Genomic DNA, 25,218 nt, shown 5'->3' with positions numbered 1-25,218 from the left:
TTGCCTGAACTCACCCATTAGGGTGTAGAGCTCTTCAGTTGACACCAGGTAACAGTTTATTTTAATCGCAATACAGGAGGTCGCCGCTACTCATTTTACCAATTACCTGGTCTGCATAATGTTTCTTGATAATATATATATATGCTTTTAAATAGGTTTCCTTCTTTCCCTCTTTTATGGTCTGGTGGTCCTTGTCAGCAATAACTTTCAAGGTGTTGCTTTCCTCCTCACTTACCACACAGTATTTAATGATCCTGTCTTTTAATTGCCAGGTATAAATATCAAATGGTTTAATGAACTCGCCCTTAGTTTTAGCTGCCTTCCCATATTTGTCATTCAATAGCTGCACGAAGTCTTGGGTTTCTTCCAAAGAAATCTTTCCCGCAACGCCGTTGAAGACCATTAGTTGCCCGGTTATTGTTGTAGCAAAATTGATGGCATTAAATTCAAAATCACCGAATCTTGCAATAACATCTTCGTAGGAAAACATTTGCTGTTTATAGTCAATTCTTATGGGCTGCTCGCTTCCTATAAATTCGCCATCTGAAACAGTGTCCGCGCCGATTACTTCAGATTTTATCTGATAATAATTAGTATAAGTTTTGTACTTGTTTTTGTCCGATACAAACGTCGATACCTTGCTGTCCAGGTTAAAGTCTTCCAGTTCTATAGCTGGTTCCTTTTTACAACCTATTAGCAAAAGCGCTAAAAGTAACAATCGATATTGTTTTATCATTTCAATAGGGTTATGTCTGTTATTTGTATTGTTCGTTGCGGTAAGAAATCTTAAATTCGTTAATTTACATGAATTAATCTATGGTTTTGTTATTTCAAAAATTCTTCCTCGCTAATTAATTCTCCATTTTTGTAGAAATTGTCTGTATACACGCGGATAGCGAAAATACTTTATAATTAACCATATTCGGTAATAATTACTCAGCAATATTTTATAATCATGGAAAGAAAACAACCTTTTTGCATTGCCTTAGGAGAAAATCTTATCGTCGCAATTTTCAATGATGAACTTGCAGAATTGCAAGATTATGCCATGGATGCAGGCGATGCATTGTGGTATATTATGGGGACGGATGCTTGGCTGGAATTGCAAACAAATGGGGCCAGAGCCGCACTTGTGGCCAGAAGCTACGACAAAACTTATTTTACTTGTTTTGTAGGTGATGAAATTGTCGAAAAAATAAAACACCTTGAGGAGAGTGGCATTATTGTCCTTTCGTCAAATGTAGAATTAAGACCGGAAGAACTATTGAAAGACTTTAAAGAAGATTCAAGTCTTGATGATATTGGATACTGGATTGAAGACAAGAGCAAAAAGAATGGTGTGGATATCGGAGGCCTTATATTTTGTTATTACTCGGTAGAGGCAAGAAAAAGGCTTCATGGAAACGATGGTTTTTCTTGTATCCATCGGGATTGTTCTCAACTATAGTGGCAGTTTGGGCCGGCGTTCCATCCGGGGTTATCGCTGGACTATTATTTATGCTATTTAATTTTCAGTTTATTAAAGATGAAAACCGATATATATTATTCTTTAAAAGGCTGATTTCCTACTTGGTAATTTTAGGTGTCGTTTCTATTTTATTTCACAAAGGTGGAGATTGGATTTTTGATATTTCGGAGTATTTTAAGCCTAGAAAGTAGTCTGTTTGTACCATATTTCTCAATGGCATGCGGATAAAAAGAAGAAAACAAAAGAGTGTTAATTATTCACGAATGCTTGTGCTGTCTCCCAGTGTTAGTTCGGCTATTTCGTCTTTCCTTTTAAAAGAAATACCTTCGTGCTGTTGAATGTACTGTATTAGATTTTTTGTTGCCCTTACCATTTGAGGCGTTCCTCCAATTCGGTCATGAAAACTTATAGACAATTGTCGTCTTTTAAATTCACTTTCGGCATATAGCTGTTCAAACTCCAGTTTTACCTGATTGAAAAATTGATCGGCTGAAAAGTTTTTTCCTTCAATCAATAAAATATCATTATTTCGCAGGGTGTAAGGAACGACCGCAAAGTCTTTTTGATTGATTTTGATGATAAACGGTTCATCCCTGCTCAAATCATCAATGTGATACTTAAATCCCAGTTCCTGCAGTATATTCAGGGTATTTTTACCTCTGCGTAACCAGTTGGCATTATAGCCAACTGGATTAAAATCTGTTGTCAGTTTGATGGCATCGACACCATCTTTTATAAATTTCTTTTCTTCTTCATATGGTAAATTATACTGTGAACTCCAGTTCATGCCATGGGCTGCCGCTTCGTGTCCACGGGCCACAATTTCCTTTGCCAATTCAGGATTCTTTAAAACCGCCGAGCCTACCATATGTGAGGTTACTTTTATTCCCAGCTCATCCCAGTTATCCAGCATCCTTGGAATTCCTTCTTTATAACCATACTGGTACCAGGTAGATGCTGGCAGGTCGATAAATCCTTTTTCTAGGTTTTTGGGAAAAGGGCTTTCTGCGTTATCAGGTTGTCCACCGGCTTCAAACTGCATCGATATTGAAACCACCAATCGTGAGCCATCGCTCCATTTTGTTCTTGTATCCATTTTTTTATTTTTTTTATTTTTGGCCAACAGATTCCCAAATGGCATCATGCTTGCCGCACTTAGCATTCCTGCCTGTTTTATAAATGTTCTTCTTGAATTCATATCGTTTTACTTAGAAAATATTTTGTCCAAAGCGAAGCTGTTGCTATCAATAAACTGAAGCAAGATGGCAAAGAAAATAATGTGAATCAGCTGGGATGGCAGGGCTTCCCAATTTTCGGTCATTGTGGTACCGAAAATTAACATAAGCATAACTACGGCTCCCGCAACTGCAGCAGGCTTGGTAAGCAAACCCGTTAGCAACAGTAATCCTATGGACAATTCAGCAACAGGCAAGATATAGCTGAAGGGGACTACCAGTGCTTTGGGTAACAGCGACTTTTCAAAGCTTCCCACCATCCATTGGCTGAATGCGCTGAGTTTAGGTAAACGTACGATTCCGTGACCTAACATACTGATGGCAATAGCCAGACGTACGATCAAAAAAGCAAGTGTGTTCATGATATTTATTTTTAATGTTGTAATACCGCAAATTTCGTCCTCAATTTTTTGATCTATTTGTATAACTATTGGAAATATCGGTATATTTAAAGGATGAAAATTAGGAATCTCTATTTACCCTTTGAAGCCGGGCTGATAGAAACAGATGAATATGTGAGCCAGGAGCACAGAAATACATATTTTGAAATGGTTTTTATCTTTAAAGGAAAAGGGATTCAGGTGATTAACGAAAATCAACTGGAATATGCTCCTGATAAGCTTTTTTTGCTTTTCCCCAGGGATTTACATGATTTTAAAGTACAGGAAAAAACGAGCTTTTTTTTTCTTCGGTTTAATGAGAGCTACCTGAAGACCCAATCTAAGGAGTGGCTGCAGAAGCTGGATTACATTTTCTACAACCACGATCATTTACCCGGCTGTATTCTTAAAAATGTGGAAGACAAACCCTTGATCCGAACTTTGGCAGAGGCTATCCTTAAGGAGCAGAAAAGGAAAAATGTATATCAGCAGGAGGTATTGCAACAGCTGATCAACACAATCATTACCATTGCCGCCAGGAATATTGTTTTACGGGAAACAGCAAGAGGGTATCATCCCTCACAACGGCTGTCGGTATTGGGTTACATACATCAAAATATCTATTCTCCCAATCTGTTAAAGACAGAAGTCATCGCTGAACATTTTCACATATCACCAAATTATATGAGCGAGTTTTTCAAAAGACAGACGGGTGAAAGTATGCAGCATTACATTCAGTCATACAGAATAAAATTGATAGAAAACAGGCTTTTGGTGACTAACTTCGGGTTGACCGAAATCGCCATTGAATTTGGGCTAACCGATGTCAGCCATCTCAATAAACTATTCAAAAAATTTAAACAAATGAGCCCTTCTGATTATAGAAGAGCAGGGAGATGATGAATTGTAGAGACTGCAGCATTACGCGATTATTCTACAGGCAACATTAAGCTAAATATTGTTTCTTTTTCATTTGAGCGAACTTGCAATTTCCCGCCATGTCCCTTTGCAATTTCCGAACAAATAAATAAGCCTAGTCCTAAGCCTTCGCTACCATTTTTATCTTCTCCACGCACGTAGGGTTGAAATAAACTTTTTAACCTTTCCTTAGGGATAGCAGTTCCGCTATTTGTTACCGAAAGGTTGAAATAACCGTTGTCCGTGGTTGTCCTCACCTTTATAGGCCCTGATTTATCTCCATGGGTTATTGCATTGCCCAGTAGGTTGGAAAATAATTGTGCAATCCGATTCGCATCACATTTAACTGGTGCAGATAGATCTTCGGTAAGTTCGATTTTTATGTCAGGCCAAACGGTTTGTAGTTCAATAATTACTTCTTTTAATAGATCTGATACCGGCTGATTTTTCTGAATATTTAAAGAGATTCCTGAACCCTGGTCTGTGCGTGCTAAATCTAAAACGTTATCAATAAGTTCTTTCATTCTGAAAGAGCTGTTTTTAACTATTTCAGCTAGCTTTCTGGTTTTATCATCTAAATTCTGTCTAAGGATCAGTTGTGTGCTACTTGATACGGCACTTAAAGGATTACGAAGATCATGGCCAAGGATTGCGATAAATTGTTCTCGGAGTTTCGAAGCTTTTCGTTCTTCGATTAACGCTGTTTCAGTCGAATCCATATGGTCTAAGGCATTTAAATGAAAAGCAATCAAATCGCTATACAAATGAAATGAATCAACAATTTCTGTGTCTTTCAACTTAGCAGGCCTTGGGTCAATGGCACAAAGGGTTCCAAAAAAGTTTCCGTTTTTGAGGTAAATTGGAATAGAAATATAACTTTGAAATCCATACATCTGTGGCGTATGATGGTTGCGAAATTGAACATCTTCTGCTACATGATCAATAACAACTCCATATCCAGTTTGACGGATTTCGTGACATATTGTGGTCTCCAAAATAAGTTCTCCACCTGGAATTAGTCCAAAATTTATTTCATCTCTGACACTGCATGCAATCCACTTTTCATCAGTAACACGTGCTACGGCAGCAAAACCCATTCCTGTTGTCCGGCAAATCACCTCCAGGATTTTGGGAATTACAGAGATGCGGGAAATAGCATCTATATCAGCTTGAATTTCTGGTGAAAATATGGACATAAACTTGAATTATTTCGAACAAGATAAGCAATGTAATGGTAATTAGTCCCTGGATCTATTAATATAAAGTCTTTCGGGGCTAGCCTAAACGGAAATTTGTATCAGACAATCCGCCTTTTGTATAAAGGTTGGCCTGCTTTGCCTAGGTACCTTTACTTCATCAAAAAAATTATACTAATGAAAAAGACAATTTTAATAACCGGAGCTTCACGTGGATTCGGAAAAATATGGGCAGAAGCCTTTTTAAAACGTGGCGAAAATGTAATTGCTACCGCCAGAAATATTGAATCGTTAAAGGGATTAGCAGAAACTTACGGTAGCTCAGTGCTTACTCTTGAGTTGGATGTAACCAACAGGACACAAACCTTTGATGTTCTGAATAAAGCACATGCTCATTTTGGAGTACTGGATGTGGTGATTAACAATGCAGGTTATGGTCTGTTTGGTACGATTGAAGAGGCCTCAGAACAAGAAGCCCGTGAACAGTTTGAAGCCAATGTTTTTGGTACTTTATGGGTTAGTCAGGCTGCGATACCGTTGATGAGAAATCAGGGACATGGACACATCATTCAGGTGTCTAGTGTCCTGGGAATAGCTTCAATTCCGAATCTGGGTCTGTACAATGCTTCGAAGTGGGCTGTTGAAGCTATCAGTGAATCGATGGCTGCAGAGATAAAGGGTTTTGGAATTCATACTACCTTGGTAGAGCCGATTGGTTATGCTACCGACTGGTCTGGCGCTTCGGCCGTACATAGCAAACCTATCGATGTTTATGATGGATTGCGGGCTGTGGTGTACGAAGAATTAAAAAATATGCCTTTCGGAAATCCAGAAGCGACTGCTGATGCGATCTTAAAAGTTGTGGATGCACAAGTGCCGCCACTTCGAGTTTTCTTTGGTAAAACTGCATTGCCATGGATAAACCAGGTTTATGCTGATCGGTTAAACCAGTGGGAAGAATGGAATGAAGTATCGGTGGCAGCACACGGATAAGAATATTTAAAGACAGTTTTAAGGAAAACCTATGTGCTTTGACGTAGGTTTTTCTTATTTTGTAAATATAGAGCTATGAAACATTTTAAAACCATCAGTGAATTATATAGTTTAAATGGCTTTCCTCCACCGGAAAACCCTTTACTAGGCTTATTTTTGTGCTCTCAGTTAACTATGTGTACGCTGGCCTATACAGAGTTTACGAGCGATTTCTATATGATTGCGCTTAAAAAGATGAAATCTGGTACCTTTCTTTATGGTAAAACAAAATATGACCATGACAACGGTTCGCTATCATTTGTAAAGCCAAGGCAAATTATTAAACTCGAAAATATTGAACTGGAAGAAGAAGGTTTTATCATTTATATCCATGAGGATTTTTTGTTGAATCATACGCTCCATACGGAAATCAAAAAGTATGGCTATTTTGATTATGAAGTCAATGAAGCTTTGCATTTGTCGCCCAAAGAAGAGGAGATCATCTGGGATTTATACTACAAAATACAATCCGAATACAACAACAATCAGGATGAATACAGCAAGGACATTATGATTACTCATATCGATTCTATCCTGAAATATGCACAACGCTTCTATAAGCGGCAGTTTTTAAACCGTAATGTATTTTCTGGGACTATCATTTCTAAGTTCAATGAAACCTTGAAAGTGTATTTTGAAAGCGGGAATTTAGAAAAGAAAGGACTACCAACTGTTAAATACATGGCGGACCAATTGAGTATTTCTGCCCGTTATTTAAGTGACCTGCTCAAACAGGAAACTGGTAAAGCGGCTTTGGATCACATCCATCTTTTCTTAATTAATGAGGCTAAAAATATACTGATGAGTACCGATAATACAGTTGCACAAACTGCTTATCAATTGGGCTTTGAAAATCCGCCTTATTTTTCAAGAATGTTTAAGAAAGAAGTCGGTCTTACTCCGGTTCAATACAGAGAACAGTTTTTGAATTAGATAGGCAAGTTTAAAAGGCATATCAGTTCCAAAGACTGAGTTATATGATTTTGATACCAAAGCTAAAAGTACTTATGTTTTTTATGTAGATTGATACCGTGTTGACTGTCATTTGTTTGAGTGATCTTGGTCATAGTTTTTCTTGAATGTTTTCTGAAACTTTGGATTGGAATTATAGCGTATTATTAATTTAATTACTAATAGGATGACGAAAGCAAAGTATTTCAATGAGCGTGATTATGCTGCACAATATTGGTGGTTGATGTTTTGTGCAGGTATTTTATTCCTGGGCTTGGGGGCGTGGATATTGGCATCTCCTGTATCTTCATATCTGTCTCTAAGTTTATTATTTGCCTTCGGAATGATTTTTTCTGGATTATTCGAACTCGTATTTTCAATTGGTAACCGCAAGCGGCTTCATGGTTGGGGATGGACTATGGCAGGAGGCCTTATCGATGTAATTTTAGGTAGCTATCTTTTAAATTATCCATTGTTGACGATGGTGGTGATGCCAGTAATCATTGGGTTATGGATGTTATTTAGAGGATTTATGGCTATTGGCAGCTCAATTGAATTGCGCGCTTATGGTGTTTTGGATTGGGTTTGGCTACTGCTAACGGGGATACTAATAGTTGTTTTATCATTACTTATAATTGGTCATCCGCTATTTGCAGCAATAAATATTGTGATGTGGACAGCATTTGCATTTATTTTATCTGGAATCTTTAGAATCTTTTTGTCCCTACAACTCAGAAAGTTTAAGAAATATAGTTGACACTTAATATTTTAATTATGAAAAAGATACTCGCTGTTTTTGATGGATATAAATTGAGTGAAAGTACACTTAGATATGCCATAGAAATTACTAAACAAAGTAAAAGTCATTTAACCGGTATATTTTTAGATGCTTTTTTTTACCATAATTATAACCTTAATAAGGTTCTGAGAACCTCATTACACCCCGATATGACCATGGAGGAGTTGAATAAACAGGATGAGCAACAAAGAGGTAAATCGGCTTATGAATTTGAAAAAGCCTGCCAAAATGCAGGCATTAGTTTTTCCGTTCATCGCGACCATAGTGTTCCTTTGCTGGAACTTCAGTATGAAAGTATGTTTGCCGATCTGATTGTTATTAATGAACGTGAAAAATTCACAAGGTTGGATCTCCAGGAACCTAACGACTTCATTAAAGATTTATTGAGCAGTTTACATTGTCCAGTAATGGTAGTTCCGGATAGTTATAAACAAATTGACAAAATTGTATTTCTTTATGATGGTGAACCTTCTTCGCTTTATGCTATAAAAATGTTCAGTTACCTCTTTAGTTACTTGCAAGATGTGCCAATTGATGTGCTTACTATAATTGAAAAAGATATCATAGACCCTCAGCTTCCCGGTACCATTTTGATGACAGATTTTTTAGGCCTGAGGTTTTCAAATTTCAGGTCTAAACTGCTGAAAGGAAATGCCGAGGAAATGATTATATCACATTTATTAGCAGGAGGCGAAAACCAATTTGTGGTTCTAGGTGCCTATAGAAGAAGCGGATTTTCACGATGGCTGAAACCTAGTATGGCTGATACTTTAATGATTGGATTGGACCTGCCATTGTTTATCGCACACGATTAAATTTAAGCTTGTGAACCGATCATGCGTAAGTCTAAGATAGCTTATGTTTGGATTTAGCTGGTGTGGATCCGAACCAATTTCAGAATGACGAATTTTCCCGCCAAGGTAAGCGGTTCTGGCGGCCAGGCCAAAACATACTATAGCAATTAACAGGATAAGTATAGCTAGTTCATTAAGATATTTTTTCAATTTATAACTAAAAACCAGTGTAATGCTGCAAGCTATTCCCAGGATAGCTAATGCAATTATAGTTAACTCAGCAGACTCTTCATGGGCTTCAATGTTTCGTTCTGCTATTCCCAGGACGTGTTCGACAACCTCTTCTGCGGATTCACCGGTAAGATAGGCAATGCCACCGCCAATGCTTGACAGGATGAATACCAGGTAAGCTGCATCGATAGTAGCTTTGGATTTCGTGAACAACCCATATGCTAAAACGACCATGCCGAGAAAGCAACCAAAAACCGGTAAATGGGTAATGATGAGGTGTAAATGTGCGGGATCCATTTCGTGTTTTTTTAAAATGAAGGAATCAAAAAAATTCTACACTAAAATACCATAGAAAACTTTAGCAAACAATGACGACGATCACTACTATGTAGTTATATTTTAATTTCTTTATGAAGTTTACTGCCCTAGCATCCTGAGGCAACATTTTATTGTTCCTTTCGGTTTAACAATACATACAATGGTTTCCAGGACGGAATATTCTGAGCTATAATCTTTAAAATAGCTAGTAGTGGTATAAATAAGATCATTCCCGCAACTCCCCAGATGATTCCCCCTGCAACAATGGATACTAAAGTTGCCCAGGTGCTCAAATCAAGCTGTCGACCAACAACCTTGGGAAAAATAATATTGGCCTCGAGATATTGAACAAAGACAAAGACAACGATTACACCAATAGGGTACCATATCGAGTCTTTGGTGATGAATGCAATGCATATAGGTAATAAAGAACTAAGAATGATGCCAACATAAGGAATGATGGTCATGATTGCCGTTAGCATGCCGAAAAGCACGGCATGTTTTATACCCAATGTACTCAGACCAATACTGTTCAAAATGCCAACTATAATGTAAACCATTACCATGCCTTTGACAAAACTGGCATAGGTAAAAACCACTTGCTGCAGTACGCGTCTTATTCTTAATTCATGATATGTGCCAAGTAGCAATATAAGAACTTTTACAAAAACAGAACGGTGATAAAGAAATAATATCGCATATACAGGCGAAAGGAATAACATGAATAAAGTGTCTACAGTAGCAGAAAATGTTTGGTTTATAAGGGTAGCTATTTTATCTCCGCTGTTTAAGGCAAAGTTATGGATCCATTCATCTTGCATTTTTGTTGTAAAATTTAGACTGTGCTCCAACCAGTGTTGTAACTGCAATAATGCAGTCTTAAGCTTTTGACTTATTTCTGGAATTTCCTGGTTAAAAAGCTGCAATTGCCAAGCCAATAAATAGATGACACTAAAAAACAAACACAGTACAATAGTTATACAAATCGTTATGGCCAGATATTTTTGTATACCATGCTGCTCAAACCATAAACAAAGCGGATACATCACAAATGCAATTAATAACCCAAATAACATTGGTATAAATATTAATGCTCCGAGATATAATAACATAGCAGAGAGTAGTATGAGCAGCAGCCACTTCAGTAAACTGTTTGTGATTAATCCTGACATAGTTAAAAGTTAATATGATGTGGAATGGTAAATCAAAAATAGAAAACATGACAAACCATTCAGATGACGATAATCACTAAAATGGCTGACTATCGTCATGTTTATAGGGGCTGGCAATTAGTAAGTTTATTTTATAAAATAGAGAATGATAAATACGGTAGAGCTTAAGACGCGCAGATGGCATAGTATACCTGTCTCTGATATTTATGAACTTCTTGAAACTAATAAGAACGGATTAAATAACATTGAAGCCGAATTACGCCTTTTAAGTAATGGACCAAATGAATTGTTAGAAAAGAAGAGGAAAACCAAACTGCAATTATTTGTTGGGCAGTTTAAAGATGTTATGATCTTGATATTGCTCGGCGCCGCAATTATATCTGGGATAATTGGTGACATGGCAGATACAATTGTTATCCTGGTTATAGTTTTTTTTAATGCTATAATTGGCTTTTATCAGGAATATAACGCGGAGAATGCTGTTTTAGCACTTAAAAAAAAGTCAGTTAATGAAGTCGCAATACTGAGAAACGGAGAAGTAACAAGCTTACCTGCCACGGGGCTTGTAGTGGGAGATGTTATACTTCTTGAAGCTGGAAATGAGGTTCCTGCTGACCTTAGGATAATTGAATCTGCTAACCTTAGGATTGAAGAGGCGGCATTAACAGGAGAGTCCGTATCCATAGATAAAGTTTCTGAAGCTCTGGAGTTTCCAGATTCTTTACTGGCTGATAGAAAGAATCTAGCATACCGAGGTACGTTTGTGGCTTATGGACATGGCAGAGGGGTTGTTGTAGCAACCGGTATGGATACTGAAATAGGTAGGATAGCTGCTATGTTACAGCTTGATCCAGCTCTAACTCCATTGCAGCAGCGAATGTCCAGATTTAGTAAAAAGTTATCCCTACTGATTACTTTTGTCTGTATCATTTTTTTTATAGCAGGTTGGTTAAGAGGGGAGGATATCATGAAAATGCTGTTAACCAGTATTTCTCTTGCTGTAGCCGCTATTCCCGAAGCCCTACCTGCAGTAATTACCATTTCTTTGGCATTGGCTGCACATAAACTGATCAAACTTAATGCCCTTATAAGAAGACTACCAGCTGTGGAAACGCTTGGATCTGTTAATTTCATTTGTACGGATAAAACTGGCACATTAACACAAAATAAAATGTCGGTTATAGAAATCTGTATTGACAAAAGTCATTACGCCAAGCGCAATTTCAAGTCTCTAAGAAAAGATCCGGATGGGCGCTTATTGCTATACGCCTTTGCACTAAATAACGATGTTGTTATAGATGCAGATAACCATTTCAAAGGCGATAGTACAGAAGTTGCACTCATGGAAGTTATAATGGGGGTAGATCCTGGGCTGCTAAATTGTCCGCGACTTTCGGAAATCCCATTTGATGCAGATAGAAAAATGATGACGACTTTTCATGAAGTTGATGGTAAGATCATTTCCTTTACTAAAGGAGCGCCTGACATTCTATTGAAACATTGTAAAGAAGTTGATGCTATAAAATGGCATAAGCATATAGATCTTATGGCACGAAAAGGCGAAAGAGTATTAGGATTTGCCTACCGATACTGGAAAGAAAGACCTGTAAATCCCCGGAGTAAAATCCACGAATCGGATTTGCATTTCTTAGGACTTTGCGGATTGGTTGATCCTCCAAGGGAAGATGTGTTAGCTGCAGTTGCCCAATGCAAAACGGCTGGTATAGTTCCTGTTATGATTACCGGAGATCATCTCGCAACTGCAAGACACATAGCTAAGCAAGTTGGAATTATCGAAAATGATGATGATCTAGTGATTACTGACACAGAGCTTTTAGCAATGGATGAGGATAACTTCCGTAATTGTGTTACGAAAATAAAAGTTTATGCCCGGGTAAGTCCTGATCAGAAGCTTCGAATTATCACCGCACTTCAAAATGCTGGTAATTATGTGGCAATGACCGGAGATGGGCTAAATGATGCGCCCTCATTAAAGGCGGCAAATATTGGTATTGCCATGGGAATCAGTGGTACTGATGTGGCAAAAGAAGCTGCTGATATCATTTTACTGGATGATAATTTTACTTCTATAGTAGCTGCAATAAAGGCCGGCAGACAGGTTTACGATAATATCCTTAAACTAATATCGTACTTGCTAACTACTAATTCAAGCGAGGTTCTAATACTTCTGCTTGGCCCCTTGCTAGGTATGCCCATTGCATTTTTACCTATTCATATCTTATGGATAAATTTAATATCTGATGGATTACCCGCCATCTCGTTATCATTTGAACCTGCAGAAAAAGATCTCATGACAAGGCCCCCACGCCCTTTAAATGAAAATATTTTTTCCGGCGGAAGAGGGCTACATATGGTTTGGATTGGAATATTGATGGCTGGAATTGCTTTATTTCTACAAAGTTGGGCTTATAAAAATGGATTGGCCTGGCAAACGATGGTATTTAACGTAACTTGTTTAAGTCAAATGGGGAATGCCATTTCTATTCGCTCCTCTAGTTCCATATTTAAAATGGATTTCTTTTCTAATAGAACAATGATTTTATCAGTATTGTTGGTTCTGATTTTGCAACTGGTGATTACCTATACTCCCGTATTTCAATCGATATTTCATACTCAGCCGCTTACCGTTAATGAATTTTGCGTAGTCGGAGCCACTTCATTACTGATTTTTTTTATAATTGAATTTCAGAAAGTCGTCTTTAAAAAACGAGAATAAAGAGCATGATGCTAAAAATGTGATAGCGTGTGCGGAATCTTTTTATGTTAACTTTGGCTAACGATTGGTTTTAAAGATATTAGCGAGAGAAGAAACCTCGACAAAATAATAGTATTGATTATTTTATACTGTTTTAATAACAAAATGGCAAATTTTATTTATCATTGAGGCTAATTTTCAGTAAAATTAGAGCTGAAAAGAGGTGTAAAATGACTGATTGCAAATTAATTTCTGAACCAGAGCTTTTCAGCCTATTTAAGGGTGGAAATCGTGCGGCGTTTGCAGAGATTTATAACCGGTTTTATTCCCTGCTTTATATCCATGCATTTCGCAGGCTCAATGATAATGAGGTGGCGAGTGACCTGACGCAGGATATTTTCATCGAGCTTTGGGAGAAGCGAAATGATCTTGTATTGCGCAGTAGCCTTTCTTCATACCTTTATGCAATGGTTCGCAATAGGATCATTGACCGATTCAGCCACCGTAAGGTTTCCGATAAATACCTCTCTTCTTTAGCTGCCTTTTTTGACAAAGATCAATATGAGACAGACTTTAAAATAAGGGAGAATCAATTGCGCATATTGATAGAAAGGGAAATTGCGGCCCTCCCGGAGTCTGAACGTAGAATTTTCCTAATGAGCCGTTCAGATGATATGAGCTATAAGGAAATAGCCGAAAAATTGAATACGACCGAAGAAGCTGTAAAATCTAAAATGAAGCGCACGCTTAAGCTTTTGCGTAGCAGACTTGGCCTCTATGGCTATCTGACATTGCTTTACAATTTTTTTTAAAATATTTTGCCCCCCGTCCCCCTTCATCTCGTCTTATCTATAAAGACAGTGATAAGAGAACTTTAAAAAATGGACAAGGAGGAACTAAAGGTTTTATTGAATAAGTTTAAGGCAGGTACTGCGACTGAGCGGGAACAAGCCATCGTAGAGGAGTGGTACTCATTTCTTCCCTTGGAGGTAGAGGCACCATCGCATGATCAGATTCTGGAATCTAAATCAAGAAGCTGGAGTTTTATTGCTGCGAAGATGCAACCGAGCCGTTCTCATTCTTTACAACCATGGCCCCGTATCGCTGCAGTAGCCGCAACTGTTGCACTGATCGTATTAGGTGTCTATTTCCTTAATTATAATAAACAATCCGAAAATAAGAATTTAGTTACGCAGGATGTTGCGCCTGGTACTATGGGCGCAACACTGACTTTAGCCAATGGCAAGAAGATCAAACTGTCAGGTGCAGTAAACGGGGAGCTTGCTAATGAGGCGGGTGTCACGATTACCAAGTTGGCTAATGGACAATTGGTGTACCAGATTAAAGATGCAGCCGCAGGTCCTGGTAAAATCAATACTCTATCTACAGCCAAAGGCGAAACTTATCAGTTGAAGTTGCCGGATGGGTCTAGGGTTTGGTTAAACGCGGCTTCTACACTGACCTATTCAGCTAACCTGCTGGAAGATGGAAAGCGAAAAATCATATTACGGGGTGAGGCTTATCTTGAAGTGGCCAAAGATAAGACCCATCCTTTTGTCGTGAAAACTGATAAACAGGAAGTTGAGGTGTTGGGAACTCACTTCAATATTAATGCATATGAAGATGAACCTGTAACCAAAACTACATTATTGGAAGGCCGTGTCAGGGTTTCAGCTAAAGCGCAAACCAAGGTTTTGAAGGCGGGCCAACAGGCTGTTCTTACCAATAAGGAGATAATTCTGAAAGAGGTAGAGACCGAGGATGCTATAGACTGGAAAAGCGGTTATTTCATGTTTAACAGTGAATCTCTGGAAAGCGGACTGAAGCGAATTGCACGCTGGTACAATGTCCAAATTGTATATGAAGATGAAAGCTTAAAGCAAGAGCCATTCTTTGGAAGGATCAGCAAATTTGAGAAGATCTCCAAAGTATTAAACATGTTGGAAAGGACGGATGTTGTTCGGTTCAATATAATTGGAGATAAAATCATTGCCTGCAGAAAGAAATAAAAATATGGGCTAACCATCCAATGAGAAATCATCTCGTGAATTAATCAATTAACCCAAATAAACAAAGAAAAAATGACAGACCAGAAACGAATTCCATAGCCTGTTTGATCAGAACTGAGAAATAAAGGACTCCGATTTGCCGTCGAAGCCCTTAATATCTGATTTCTGGAAACATTGACTAAACAACAATTTCTTGAACCTGGTGACGTGCTTACCCTTCTAAAAGCTTGCACAACACCATAACAGACAAGTAAACTTAGACAATATTGCCGTAAAAAGCAATGTTGACGGTCTCTTCATCGCCAGCTAAGGATACTGTCATAAATTGATGAATATGTATAAAACATATACTAAACTTTGTTGTACGCCATTACCTGGCTACATATCTAGACTGCTATTAATTGTGAAAATCACCACGTTTATATTAATAATCACTCTGATGCAGGTTAGCGCATCTACCTTTGGTCAGAGGATAACGCTAAAAGAAAACAACGTTACCCTGGAAAAGGTGTTTCGTGAAGTCATGAAACAAACTGGATATGATATTTTCGTATCTACGGTAAAATTTAAGCCTTCTGATAAAATTGACGTGGACTTTAAAGAAGCTTCGATAAAGGAGGTGATGGGAAAAATCCTGGCAGGTACGGGCTTGACTTATACAATTGAGGATTCGAATGTGGTGATCAAGGAGTTGCCTCATTCTCAAAAAAGGGCATCCGTTTTAACGCGATTACAGGATGTCAAAAGCATTTCCGGCTATGTGCGCGATACACTCGACAAAGCGATACCCGGAGCAACGGTAAAATTAAGTCCTGGTAATTTTAAAATGGCTACCGGTAAAAACGGACTATTCCTTTTTAACGATGTTCCAATTGGCAGTTATACCTTAACCATTACCTGCATAGGATATAAGCCCTTAAGCATGGAGGTCGAGGTGACCGAGGATATGAAGCAAAATCATATGATTTTAATTTTGAAAGAAGCTGCTTCATCGCTTAATGAAGTGTTGGTCAATACAGGTTATCAGCTGATTAAGCCAGAACAGAGTACGGGCGCTGTTTCTCGCATCGGTGCCAAAGCATACGATTCAAGGATCAATACCGATTTCCTTTCCGGCCTGGTCAATAGGATCCCCGGACTGCTTATTGATAATAACATCCAGTTTGAAGGGAACGACCTTTTCCAGATCCGTGGTATCTCTACTATAAATGGAAACAGGCAGCCATTAATCGTAATCGATGGTTTTCCTACTGAGCTTACTTTAGATATGATCAATCCCTATGAGATCGAATCTGTTACCGTTTTAAAAGATGCCGCCGCCGCAACAATTTACGGTGCCCGTTCTTCTAACGGGGTAATTGTGATTGAACGGAAGAAAGCGAAAGTGGGTAAAGTGAGCGTAAACTTTCAGGCTACAGCAGGCTTTACACCTAAAGAAAATTACAACCGCTATCGCTGGGATAAGAATGCTTCTAGTACGATTATCAACAGTGATAAACTGGTTTATGAAAATGTGAGCCCTTTGGGATGGATGCTGATGACAGATCCGCTTTACAGCGACCAGTATTATTCTTATCCGGTTCCAGCCCAGATCATGGCGCATTGGAGATCTTCTACCAATCCGATTACATTAGAGGAACGGGACAGGCAGCTTACCGAACTGGGCTCTTACAATAACACCAAAGATTATGGCCGTTTATTTTTACAGACAGCTTCTACCCAAACCTATAATCTGGGCATTTCGGGCGGCACAAAGGATGTTCTTTATTACATTACGGCCAATTACCTCAATAATGCTGGTACACAGATAAAAAGTAACAATCATCGTTTCAGCATTTCGGGGCGCATGATGTTGAATTTTACGAAGCGTTTTTCTTTGGACCTGACTACTGACTTTCAACAAGCAAGATCAGGTTCAACCCTAGTGCCGGATATACACACCATTTATCCGTACGAAAGTTTACAGGATGAGAACGGGAATCCGCGTCCCATATTCAACAATTCTTTTTCAAACTCATATTACAGCAATTACTTGTTATCTAAAGGGTTGCCGGATAACAGGTATTTCCCTTTACAGGATATTAAGGAGGTAAGTGACAAAACCAGCACACTCAATAACCGCATTACTGCCAACTTGCGGTATAACATAGGAAATGGTTTTAACGTTAATTTTGGAGGGGTTTATGAAATTTCTCCTTCAGATCTGCGTCACCTCGCCAGTAGCAACTCAGCAGAGGTAAGGCAGTTTATGAATCGATATACCACTTTTGACGCAGTAAATAACCGGTATTCATCCATGGTGCCTAAAGGTGGTATTTTAAAACAACAGTCAAATAGCATATCTAGTTATACCCTGCGCAGCCAGTTAAACTATAATAAACTTATTGCAAAAGATCACTCGCTCAATCTGATATTGGGGGGCGAAATCAGGAGTATTCTTGGCAAGTCAAGTTCAGGTGCTTACCTCGGTTATGATGATCAGACGCTACTGCACCAAGGCATAGACTACAGGGCTTTACAAGCATTTACGCCATCTTTTTCCAGATCAAATCCTGCCTTGTCTTACGAAAGTTTATTTAACATTACGGACTCAGAAGATCGTTTCGTCTCTCTTTATTCGAACTTGGTGTATTCTTACAAGGGCAGATATTCCTTAACAGGTAGCATTCGTATGGATCAATCCAATCTGTTTGGTACTGATCCTAAATATCGCTACAAGCCTTTGTGGTCTGCGGGCGCTGCGTGGAACATCCAGAAAGAAGACTTCATGCAAGATATGGAATGGCTCAGATCGTTAAAACTTCGTATGGCTTATGGGTTTAATGGTAACGTAGCCAAAAAATCGCTTCCCCAAGTCATCGCACAGGCTGGTTTAACAAGCAGCATTAGCGCAGTTTATGCACTTCCGATGCTTAGCTTGTCGTCAATGGCTAATAGCGGTCTGCGCTGGGAACAAACCAATAATTTCAATGCTGGTTTAGATTATGAGATCTTCAAGGGCATCAATGGCAGCATTGATTACTACATTAAAAAAAGTATGGACATTCTGGCAACTAACCAAATTGATGCCACAAAAGGCGGGATAAGCGCACTCATTAACCGCGCTTCCATTCGTAACAATGGATTGGAACTTAATTTGCAAGCGGACTGGATTACCCGGAAAAAATTCAATTGGAATACTGGTTTTGTGTTTTCTATAAACAACAGTAAAGTACTGGATGTATATAACGGGAAGGTAGCAGGAACCAATAATAAATCATTTAATTATGTATTTGGTACCAATTCCAACTATATAAAAGGATATGAAGTGGGGGCTGTTTTTAGCTATCGGTATGCTGGAGTAGACGCAGCAGGGCATCCCTTGGTTTACGATAAAGATGGCAATGCCAGACGTTTCGCAACTGGTACCGACAATGGGATTGATGATGTGAAGTACATGGGCAGCAGTATACCGACACACAACCTAGGACTAAGCAATAGGATAGATGTTGGACGGTTTTATTTTTATTGTATGATCAATTACTATGGCGGATTTAATGTGAAGGTGGCGGTACCCAATGCAAGAGCTACCCGGCCATTGGCGGGATCTGACAATTACTGGAAGAAGGCCGGCGACGAAGCGATCCCGAATATATTACCAGCCGTTGGCAATACCTATTATTCTTATCTCCAATACACCGATAGCTATATAGTGAGTGGTAATTATTTTACTTTAGGGGACCTTACAGCTTCCTATAGCTTCAAGCCCGGCAAACCAGGGAAAGACGGGATGAGTTTCGAACTGAGGGGGCAGGCTTCCAATTTATATACTATCGGCCTGAACAAATATGACTATAGTATAGCCACAGGGAATTATGAAAAGCCCTATATGACGCCAACCTATACGCTTGCCCTCCGTGCTAATTTTTGATCTTCATTAAGTTAAAATTATTAATCATGAAAAGAAATATCCACCAAAGAATGATCATATCCCTGCTGCCGGTACTATTTTTGGTAGCCTGTGATAAATATCTGGATCTGACCCCTAAAGGCGTGAAAACCCTGAAAAGTACTACTGATTATGACCAATGGTTGAACAATACCTCTCTTGCAAATAGTATTCCAAATGCACTGAATACGCTGGCAGACAATGTGGACGCCCCAACTATTCCAACCCCGGCTACCAGTGTCGATGACTTTATATATACCTGGCAACCCCAGTTTTCTGTAGATGTGACCGCTACTCCCCAGTTTTGGGCTAAATTTTATGCGGATATCTATTATTACAATACCGTGCTCCAGGGCATTGATCAGGCATTGGGCACCTCAGAAGAGAAAAGAAGCCTGAAAGCAGAAGCCAGGCTTGGCAGGGCCTTTTACTATGTTTACCTCGTAAACTTGTATGGTAAGCCTTATAATGTCAATACAGCCGGTGAAGATTTGGCGGTACCTTTTGTAACGTCGAATGACGTTGAAGATGCTGTCCCTGCACGCAGTACAGTAAAAGACATCTATGAGCATATCATTTCTGACATAGAAAGCGCTATTCCAAGCCTGCCGAAGAACAATAACAATAACCGGTTTCGCGGCAGTGTAGCTGCAGGTTACAGTATTTTGGCCAGGATTTACCTGTACATGGGTAATTTTCCAAAAGCGGCCCAGAATGCCCAGCTGGCATTGGACAATGGTCCTAATGTAATTTTCGATTATTCGACATTGGCTAATCCGAACACCATTGCTTTTAATGCCTACAGGCCGGATGCCATTTATGCAAGGCAGGCTATTTCACCTGCCAATCAAGCGATTCCAACACTTGCATTTCTGAGATCTTTTGACATTAAAGATCAGCGCTTAAAGTTCTTTTATACCAATCTCGGCAATTATACCTTTCCAACAAGAGGAACTACAAGATTTCAGCCAAGTCCTTTAAGTTATACCGCCCATGCCAATTGGGGAACTTCGGTTGCTGAAATGCGGTTGATCGTTGCCGAGGCTGCCGCCCGTTCTGGTGATCTTCCCATGGCTTTGAATGAATTGCATCAGGTCCGTAAATGCCGCTTCGTTCCCGCTGATTATGTTAGATATGAGTCTTCAGTTCAGGCAGATATATTGAATAAAATATTAGCCGAAAGGACCTTTGAGTTTTCTTACAATGGTCTCCGCTGGTTTGATATGCGCAGACTGGATGCTGAGGGCCGGATGCTGGATGTAAACAGGTACAATGGCCAGGGGACCATTATTGCCACATTGCCCCAGCACAGCAACAAATACACACTTCAAATACCCATGCAGGTGATGTATTACAATCCCGGCTGGCCGCAAAACCCACAATAAATCAATTATTTATTAATCATTTACATAAAATAATCAAAATGAAAAAGATTCTTATCCTATTAATACTGATATTTCCCATCTTATTACACGCTCAAAATGCAAGTTATATCTTAAAAGGGAAAATAGCTCGTGTTGATGCGCCCGCAAAAGTTTATATGTCAACCGAAAAAAGGTCAGGCACCTATATTGATTCTGCAACCGTACAAAAGGGTCAATTTGAACTCAAAGGGACAATTGCTGACCCATATCCGGTTAGACTTGTTCTTAAATATGAAGACTCCGACAAACAGGAATATTTAACAAATTTTTATTTAGAACCCGGTATAATCACTATCAGTAGTGCCGATTCATTTAAAAATGCAATTATCAAAGGTTCTAAACTCAATGCAGATAACGAAAAACTTAAAAATGCGGTAAAACTTAATGAACAAAAATTGCAAACCTATTTGTCAGAATGGAGATCAGCGCATCCCGGTCAGAAAGAGATGGATAGTATCGATAGGGCTGATTATAGTCTGAAATTAAAAGAAAATAAAAAAGCATCAATGCAGATATATTTTGATTTTATCAAAGAGAACCCGAACAGCTTCATAAGCCTTGATGCAATAAAGTATGTCGGCGGCCCCATTCCTAATTATGCAGAAATAGCCCCCTTGTTTAATTCATTGTCGCCAGATATAAAGAATACGATTACTGGTAAAGAACATGCCAAGTTCTTAACGACAGTGAATGCTACTGCAATTGGAAAAATGGCGCCAGAGTTTACACTATATGATCCGGATGGCAAACCTGTAAAGCTATCGGATTTCAAAGGTAAATATGTGTTGGTTGACTTCTGGGCTTCATGGTGTATGCCATGCCGGGCGGAAAACCCTAATTTAATTAAAGCCTTTAATAAATTTCACGGAAAAGGTCTGGAAATACTGGGTGTTTCATTTGATGATGAAAAAAGGAAAAATGATTGGTTGGCAGCGATCAAAAAAGATGGCTTACTCTGGAAAAATGTATCTGATTTGAAAGGATGGAATGCTGAAAATGTAGTTGCTGGCCTGTATGGCATAAGAGCGATCCCTCAGAACGTACTTTTAGATAAAACAGGTAAAATTATAGGAAAAAACCTAAAAGGTGAGGCCTTAAACAAAAAGTTAGAGGAAATATTCCATTAAACCATTTTTAACTATTATTAAATAATCAAAAAAATGAAAAAAAAAATCATCGTTTTAATACTGATGTTTCCTATATCATTACTAGCTCAAAATTTAAGTTACACGTTAAAAGGAAAAATAGGTAATTTGAATGCTCCTGCAAAAGTTTATCTCCTTCGCGGAAATACTGATGTTGATTCAACTCTCCTAAAAGATGGTCAATTTGAATTTAAAGGTGTAGTCACTGATCCAGTTAAGGCATCACTTTTTATCAATTCTAAAGGCACTGGCATACGAACCCCCGCTCTTCAACATTTAGATTTTTACCTGGAATCGGGACTAATCAATATTAATAGTCCCGATTCATTAAGCAATGCAGCAATTGAAGGTTCAAAAGTCAATGCAGCTAATGAAAAGCTAGAAAGGGGGCTAAGACTTAATGAACAGAAATTGCAAACCTATTATTCGGAATGGAGATTAATGCATCCCGGTCAGAAGGAGATAGATAGTATTCTTATGGCTGATTTTGTGACGACATATAAAGAAATTACTAATGAAAAAAAGCAGATGTACATAGATTGTATCTATGCAAATCCTAATGGATTTATAAGTCTAATTGCATTAAAGAGCCTGGCAACAACAATAATTCTTAATGGTGAGGTTCCTAATTATTCGGAATTCTCACCATTGTTTAATTCATTGTCTTCCGATGTGAAAAATACAATTACTGGTAAAAAGTACGCCAAAAGTTTAGCGATAATGAAAAATACATCAATAGGTGAAATGGCTCCGGAATTTACACAAAACGACCCGGATGGTAAGCCTGTAAAACTATCGGACTTCAAAGGGAAATATGTGCTGGTTGACTTTTGGGCTTCATGGTGTGGTCCGTGTCGTACAGAAAATCCTGCGGTGGTTAAAGCCTATAATAAATACCATGAAAAAGGCCTGGAAATCCTTGGTGTTTCATTAGATGATGAGAAAGGAAAAAAAGACTGGTTAGCTGCTATTCAAAAAGATGGGTTGATATGGACAAATGTTTCTGATTTGAAGGGGGGGAAGAACGAAGTTGCGATGTTATATGGTATAAATAGGATTCCCCAGAATTTCTTTTTGGATAAAACAGGTAAAATCATTGGGAGAAATTTAAAGGGTGAGGCCTTAAACAAAAAAATGAAGGAAATATTTAATTTGTCGCCTATAAAGAAGTAGTCATCTGAACAATATTTAGTAACAGTTTTTAATTGTCATAGCCCGCTGGCCCAACCGCCAGTGGGCGCATGTTTTGTTGTATTTATAATACATCTGAGCAATAGCTGGAATTTTAATGAAAATTATAAACTATTTGCTCTATTACCGGACTTAAGCCATTTTTCAATCTTATCCATCAAGTCTTCCAAACGAATAGGTTTACCAATATAATCGTCCATCCCAGCGTCTAAGCAATCTTGTTCATCACCTTTTAGTGTATTGGCTGTTAGCGCAATAATAACCGGCTGTTTCGATTGCTTTTTTCTGATCAGGCGAGTTGCCTCTAAGCCGTCCATTACCGGCATTTGCATATCCATTAAGATAATGTCATAGTCTTTTTTATTAACAGCTTCAATGGCCTCTTTTCCATTTTTCACCAGGTCGGGTTTATAGCCCAATCGATCAAGAATATTAACAATTACCAATTGGTTTATTAATTTATCCTCTGCTACCAGCAATTCGCAAGGGTGATTTGTTGCAAAATCAGCAGACATTTTCTTACGAAATACCTCTTCTTCTGTTTCTGCATACTTTCTTGTTTGCAATGCATTGGAGACTTGTTTACTAAGGACATGCTGGCGGATAGGCTTTGTCATGACCGAATAGAACAAACCACGTTGACGCTCTTCAAATTCTTCGCCAATAGAACTCAGCAAAAGGATTGGAATAAATGGGTAGCGTTGCTTAATCAAATTGGCCAGCATTACACCGTCCATTCCAGGCATTTGCATATCTGTAATTACTAATTCAATTGCCGGATCGAACGATAGTATTGACAATGCCTCTTTAGCCGAGCTGGCCGATATAGGTTGTAAGTTCCAATATTCAAGCTGCTTACTTAAAATGCTCCGGGTTGTAGCATTATCATCAACAACGATTACCTTTTTGCCAGCATGTTCAGTCATGCTATAATTGGGGTATGGCAACAGTACCTTAGTCCCAATTTGCGTATGCACTGTAAATGAAAAAATCGATCCCTGATCCAGCTTACTCTCTACCTTAATTTCGCCGGCCATAAGCTTGACAAGCTTTTCTGAGATGGCGAGGCCCAAACCAGAACCCCCATACTTACGGGTTGTAGAAGAATCCAATTGCGAAAAAGCGTTAAATAAATTATCCAATTTATCAGCTGCTATTCCAATACCTGTGTCACGTACGGCAAATTTGAGCTCGAACTGTCCATTTCCTAAAGTACTCCCCATAGAAACCGCTACAAAAACCTCACCCTGTTCAGTAAATTTCATGGCATTTCCAACCAAATTGATCAATACCTGCCTCAACCGTAGCTGATCACCAACAATTTGCAAAGGAACATCTTCTTCAATATGATAAACCAAATCCAACTGAAGCTCAGCAGATTTAATTGCAAATATATCAAGGACATCTTCAATACATTTACGCAAATTAAAATCTTCAGCCTCCAATTCCATATGGCCAGATTCTATTTTAGAAAAGTCCAGTACATCGTTGATCACATTAATCAATGCTTCGCCGCTATTCGCAATCACATCCGCAAACATATACTGCTCTTTGTTCAGGTCAGTTTCCTTTAAAAGCATCGCCATTCCCATTACGCCATTCATCGGGGTGCGGATCTCATGACTCATGGTAGCCAGAAAGATGCTTTTGGCCTGGTTGGCCCGATCGGCTTCAGCTCTGGCCTTTTCCAATTCTAGATTAGTTAGCTTAAGCTTCTCGTTTGCTTTTTCCAATACTTCTTCATTCTGCTTCCGAACCTGTGATAGTTGAGCTTCTTTTTGTAGTTCGGCCATTTCTAAGGTCTGGACAACGTGCCTTTCATTAGATTTTCTTAGCAAGTAGGCCCATAATCCACAGATAAAAAAGATCATGTCGGCCAGCAATATATGGATGATAAAAGTCTGCAAATCAAAATTATCCAGGCGTGTAAAATAGATATCGTTTACCCCACTATTCTGCAAATAACCAAATACCGCATGATGAACCATCACCACAATCAATATAGGTAGCTGTAATTTCCATTTCTCATAGGTGATGAGCAGTATGCTACCAATAAAGGCAAAGAAATGCATTTCGAATAATCCATGCATCTGGTAAATATACTGTGCCATAAAAATGCCCAGCACTGCACTTAAAACGTATTGATAAAGATTGGATGAGGGCAAAAAATATTTCGCAGAATAATAAGCCAGCAAAGAGAGACCGCCTACGCAAAATGCAATTAGCCAGGTATCATAAAATTGGGCAAAGATTAGCCCTACGATGAAGTATCCCCATAAAAAATAGTTCATTAAACGATCTGTTCTTTGCT

20 protein-coding genes are annotated in these 25,218 nt (G+C 38.7%); 13 read left to right on the top strand and 7 right to left on the bottom strand.

Going from position 1 to position 25,218, the window contains the following annotated elements:
- Positions 1 to 61 precede the first annotated feature (61 nt).
- Complete coding sequence (locus BLS35_RS05085) at positions 62 to 736, bottom strand: hypothetical protein (protein WP_090778463.1); 675 nt, start codon at positions 734 to 736, stop codon at positions 62 to 64.
- A 219-nt stretch (positions 737 to 955) separates the two neighbouring features.
- Between BLS35_RS05085 and BLS35_RS05080 the strand changes: the two genes are divergently transcribed.
- Positions 956 to 1,447 carry a hypothetical protein gene (locus tag BLS35_RS05080; protein WP_090778461.1) on the top strand — a complete coding sequence of 164 codons (492 nt, stop codon included), beginning with the start codon at positions 956 to 958 and terminating at the stop codon, positions 1,445 to 1,447.
- A 274-nt stretch (positions 1,448 to 1,721) separates the two neighbouring features.
- Here BLS35_RS05080 and BLS35_RS05070 read toward each other — a convergent pair whose 3' ends face one another.
- Both BLS35_RS05070 and BLS35_RS05065 read right to left on the bottom strand, forming a co-directional pair.
- Positions 1,722 to 2,666 carry a polysaccharide deacetylase family protein gene (locus tag BLS35_RS05070; RefSeq protein ID WP_090778457.1) on the bottom strand — a complete coding sequence of 315 codons (945 nt, stop codon included), beginning with the start codon at positions 2,664 to 2,666 and terminating at the stop codon, positions 1,722 to 1,724.
- A 6-nt stretch (positions 2,667 to 2,672) separates the two neighbouring features.
- A complete protein-coding gene (locus tag BLS35_RS05065) occupies positions 2,673 to 3,065 on the bottom strand; it encodes a DoxX family membrane protein (RefSeq protein WP_090778456.1) in 393 nt (130 codons plus the stop codon).
- Positions 3,066 to 3,158: 93 nt separating this feature from the next.
- Here BLS35_RS05065 and BLS35_RS05060 point away from each other — a divergent pair, with 93 nt between their 5' ends.
- Entirely contained in the window at positions 3,159 to 3,983 is an 825-nt protein-coding gene (locus tag BLS35_RS05060; protein ID WP_090778454.1) for an AraC family transcriptional regulator, read from the top strand.
- Positions 3,984 to 4,012: 29 nt separating this feature from the next.
- Here BLS35_RS05060 and BLS35_RS05055 read toward each other — a convergent pair whose 3' ends face one another.
- Positions 4,013 to 5,197, bottom strand: a complete 1,185-nt coding sequence (locus tag BLS35_RS05055; protein ID WP_090778452.1) for a GAF domain-containing sensor histidine kinase — start codon at positions 5,195 to 5,197, stop codon at positions 4,013 to 4,015.
- A gap of 177 nt (positions 5,198 to 5,374) precedes the next feature.
- On the opposite strand from BLS35_RS05055, the gene BLS35_RS05050 reads away from it, so the two are divergent.
- The 4 genes from BLS35_RS05050 to BLS35_RS05035 all read left to right on the top strand — a co-directional run bounded on the left by BLS35_RS05050 (position 5,375) and on the right by BLS35_RS05035 (position 8,794).
- A complete protein-coding gene (locus tag BLS35_RS05050; protein ID WP_090778450.1) occupies positions 5,375 to 6,190 on the top strand; it encodes an SDR family NAD(P)-dependent oxidoreductase in 816 nt (271 codons plus the stop codon).
- 75 nt (positions 6,191 to 6,265) lie between these two features.
- Positions 6,266 to 7,162 carry a helix-turn-helix domain-containing protein gene (locus BLS35_RS05045; protein ID WP_090778448.1) on the top strand — a complete coding sequence of 299 codons (897 nt, stop codon included), beginning with the start codon at positions 6,266 to 6,268 and terminating at the stop codon, positions 7,160 to 7,162.
- Positions 7,163 to 7,367: 205 nt separating this feature from the next.
- Positions 7,368 to 7,937, top strand: a complete 570-nt coding sequence (locus BLS35_RS05040) for an HdeD family acid-resistance protein (RefSeq protein WP_090778446.1) — start codon at positions 7,368 to 7,370, stop codon at positions 7,935 to 7,937.
- A 17-nt stretch (positions 7,938 to 7,954) separates the two neighbouring features.
- Entirely contained in the window at positions 7,955 to 8,794 is an 840-nt protein-coding gene (locus BLS35_RS05035; RefSeq protein ID WP_132225935.1) for a universal stress protein, read from the top strand.
- Here BLS35_RS05035 and BLS35_RS05030 read toward each other — a convergent pair.
- Positions 8,750 to 9,301, bottom strand: coding sequence for a hypothetical protein (locus BLS35_RS05030; protein ID WP_090778442.1), 552 nt, complete (start codon positions 9,299 to 9,301; stop codon positions 8,750 to 8,752). The two genes, BLS35_RS05035 and BLS35_RS05030, sit on opposite strands and share 45 nt — an antisense overlap.
- Positions 9,302 to 9,450: 149 nt before the next feature.
- Positions 9,451 to 10,494 carry an AI-2E family transporter gene (locus tag BLS35_RS05025; protein ID WP_090778440.1) on the bottom strand — a complete coding sequence of 348 codons (1,044 nt, stop codon included), beginning with the start codon at positions 10,492 to 10,494 and terminating at the stop codon, positions 9,451 to 9,453.
- A gap of 145 nt (positions 10,495 to 10,639) precedes the next feature.
- Here BLS35_RS05025 and BLS35_RS05020 point away from each other — a divergent pair, with 145 nt between their 5' ends.
- The 7 genes from BLS35_RS05020 to BLS35_RS04990 all read left to right on the top strand — a co-directional run bounded on the left by BLS35_RS05020 (position 10,640) and on the right by BLS35_RS04990 (position 22,889).
- The gene (locus BLS35_RS05020; RefSeq protein ID WP_090778438.1) at positions 10,640 to 13,231 is read left to right on the top strand and encodes a cation-translocating P-type ATPase; all 2,592 of its coding nucleotides are present in this window, start codon (positions 10,640 to 10,642) and stop codon (positions 13,229 to 13,231) included.
- A 209-nt stretch (positions 13,232 to 13,440) separates the two neighbouring features.
- Positions 13,441 to 14,022 carry an RNA polymerase sigma factor gene (locus BLS35_RS05015; protein ID WP_090778436.1) on the top strand — a complete coding sequence of 194 codons (582 nt, stop codon included), beginning with the start codon at positions 13,441 to 13,443 and terminating at the stop codon, positions 14,020 to 14,022.
- A 69-nt stretch (positions 14,023 to 14,091) separates the two neighbouring features.
- Positions 14,092 to 15,219 (top strand): FecR family protein, encoded by a 1,128-nt coding sequence (locus BLS35_RS05010; RefSeq protein WP_090778434.1) that lies wholly within the window; start codon positions 14,092 to 14,094, stop codon positions 15,217 to 15,219.
- Between the two features lie 439 nt (positions 15,220 to 15,658).
- Positions 15,659 to 19,129, top strand: a complete 3,471-nt coding sequence (locus BLS35_RS05005) for a SusC/RagA family TonB-linked outer membrane protein (protein ID WP_254778680.1) — start codon at positions 15,659 to 15,661, stop codon at positions 19,127 to 19,129.
- Positions 19,130 to 19,155: 26 nt separating this feature from the next.
- On the top strand, positions 19,156 to 20,532 hold the full coding sequence (locus BLS35_RS05000; protein ID WP_254778678.1) for a RagB/SusD family nutrient uptake outer membrane protein: 1,377 nt from the start codon (positions 19,156 to 19,158) through the stop codon (positions 20,530 to 20,532).
- A 38-nt stretch (positions 20,533 to 20,570) separates the two neighbouring features.
- On the top strand, positions 20,571 to 21,698 hold the full coding sequence (locus tag BLS35_RS04995) for a TlpA disulfide reductase family protein (RefSeq protein ID WP_090778430.1): 1,128 nt from the start codon (positions 20,571 to 20,573) through the stop codon (positions 21,696 to 21,698).
- A 33-nt stretch (positions 21,699 to 21,731) separates the two neighbouring features.
- Complete coding sequence (locus tag BLS35_RS04990) at positions 21,732 to 22,889, top strand: TlpA disulfide reductase family protein (RefSeq protein WP_090778428.1); 1,158 nt, start codon at positions 21,732 to 21,734, stop codon at positions 22,887 to 22,889.
- Between the two features lie 122 nt (positions 22,890 to 23,011).
- Here BLS35_RS04990 and BLS35_RS04985 read toward each other — a convergent pair whose 3' ends face one another.
- Positions 23,012 to 25,198: a response regulator gene (locus tag BLS35_RS04985; protein WP_165973223.1), complete on the bottom strand. Its 2,187-nt coding sequence runs from the start codon at positions 25,196 to 25,198 to the stop codon at positions 23,012 to 23,014.
- Between the last annotated feature and the right edge of the window lie 20 nt (positions 25,199 to 25,218).

The sequence above is a fragment of the Pedobacter sp. ok626 genome (genome assembly GCF_900100435.1).
GTDB lineage: Bacteria > Bacteroidota > Bacteroidia > Sphingobacteriales > Sphingobacteriaceae > Pedobacter.
This window is presented reverse-complemented; position numbering and strand designations above follow the sequence as displayed.

What these genes read in the sequence shown, in the direction of transcription:
- BLS35_RS05085 (WP_090778463.1), bottom strand. Translation starts at nt 736, where the DNA reads ATGATAAAACAATATCGATTGTTACTTTTAGCGCTTTTGCTAATAGGT.
- BLS35_RS05080 (WP_090778461.1), top strand. Translation starts at nt 956, where the DNA reads ATGGAAAGAAAACAACCTTTTTGCATTGCCTTAGGAGAAAATCTTATC.
- BLS35_RS05070 (WP_090778457.1), bottom strand. Translation starts at nt 2,666, where the DNA reads ATGAATTCAAGAAGAACATTTATAAAACAGGCAGGAATGCTAAGTGCG.
- BLS35_RS05065 (WP_090778456.1), bottom strand. Translation starts at nt 3,065, where the DNA reads ATGAACACACTTGCTTTTTTGATCGTACGTCTGGCTATTGCCATCAGT.
- BLS35_RS05060 (WP_090778454.1), top strand. Translation starts at nt 3,159, where the DNA reads ATGAAAATTAGGAATCTCTATTTACCCTTTGAAGCCGGGCTGATAGAA.
- BLS35_RS05055 (WP_090778452.1), bottom strand. Translation starts at nt 5,197, where the DNA reads ATGTCCATATTTTCACCAGAAATTCAAGCTGATATAGATGCTATTTCC.
- BLS35_RS05050 (WP_090778450.1), top strand. Translation starts at nt 5,375, where the DNA reads ATGAAAAAGACAATTTTAATAACCGGAGCTTCACGTGGATTCGGAAAA.
- BLS35_RS05045 (WP_090778448.1), top strand. Translation starts at nt 6,266, where the DNA reads ATGAAACATTTTAAAACCATCAGTGAATTATATAGTTTAAATGGCTTT.
- BLS35_RS05040 (WP_090778446.1), top strand. Translation starts at nt 7,368, where the DNA reads ATGACGAAAGCAAAGTATTTCAATGAGCGTGATTATGCTGCACAATAT.
- BLS35_RS05035 (WP_132225935.1), top strand. Translation starts at nt 7,955, where the DNA reads ATGAAAAAGATACTCGCTGTTTTTGATGGATATAAATTGAGTGAAAGT.
- BLS35_RS05030 (WP_090778442.1), bottom strand. Translation starts at nt 9,301, where the DNA reads ATGGATCCCGCACATTTACACCTCATCATTACCCATTTACCGGTTTTT.
- BLS35_RS05025 (WP_090778440.1), bottom strand. Translation starts at nt 10,494, where the DNA reads ATGTCAGGATTAATCACAAACAGTTTACTGAAGTGGCTGCTGCTCATA.
- BLS35_RS05020 (WP_090778438.1), top strand. Translation starts at nt 10,640, where the DNA reads ATGATAAATACGGTAGAGCTTAAGACGCGCAGATGGCATAGTATACCT.
- BLS35_RS05015 (WP_090778436.1), top strand. Translation starts at nt 13,441, where the DNA reads ATGACTGATTGCAAATTAATTTCTGAACCAGAGCTTTTCAGCCTATTT.
- BLS35_RS05010 (WP_090778434.1), top strand. Translation starts at nt 14,092, where the DNA reads ATGGACAAGGAGGAACTAAAGGTTTTATTGAATAAGTTTAAGGCAGGT.
- BLS35_RS05005 (WP_254778680.1), top strand. Translation starts at nt 15,659, where the DNA reads ATGCAGGTTAGCGCATCTACCTTTGGTCAGAGGATAACGCTAAAAGAA.
- BLS35_RS05000 (WP_254778678.1), top strand. Translation starts at nt 19,156, where the DNA reads ATGAAAAGAAATATCCACCAAAGAATGATCATATCCCTGCTGCCGGTA.
- BLS35_RS04995 (WP_090778430.1), top strand. Translation starts at nt 20,571, where the DNA reads ATGAAAAAGATTCTTATCCTATTAATACTGATATTTCCCATCTTATTA.
- BLS35_RS04990 (WP_090778428.1), top strand. Translation starts at nt 21,732, where the DNA reads ATGAAAAAAAAAATCATCGTTTTAATACTGATGTTTCCTATATCATTA.
- BLS35_RS04985 (WP_165973223.1), bottom strand. Translation starts at nt 25,198, where the DNA reads ATGAACTATTTTTTATGGGGATACTTCATCGTAGGGCTAATCTTTGCC.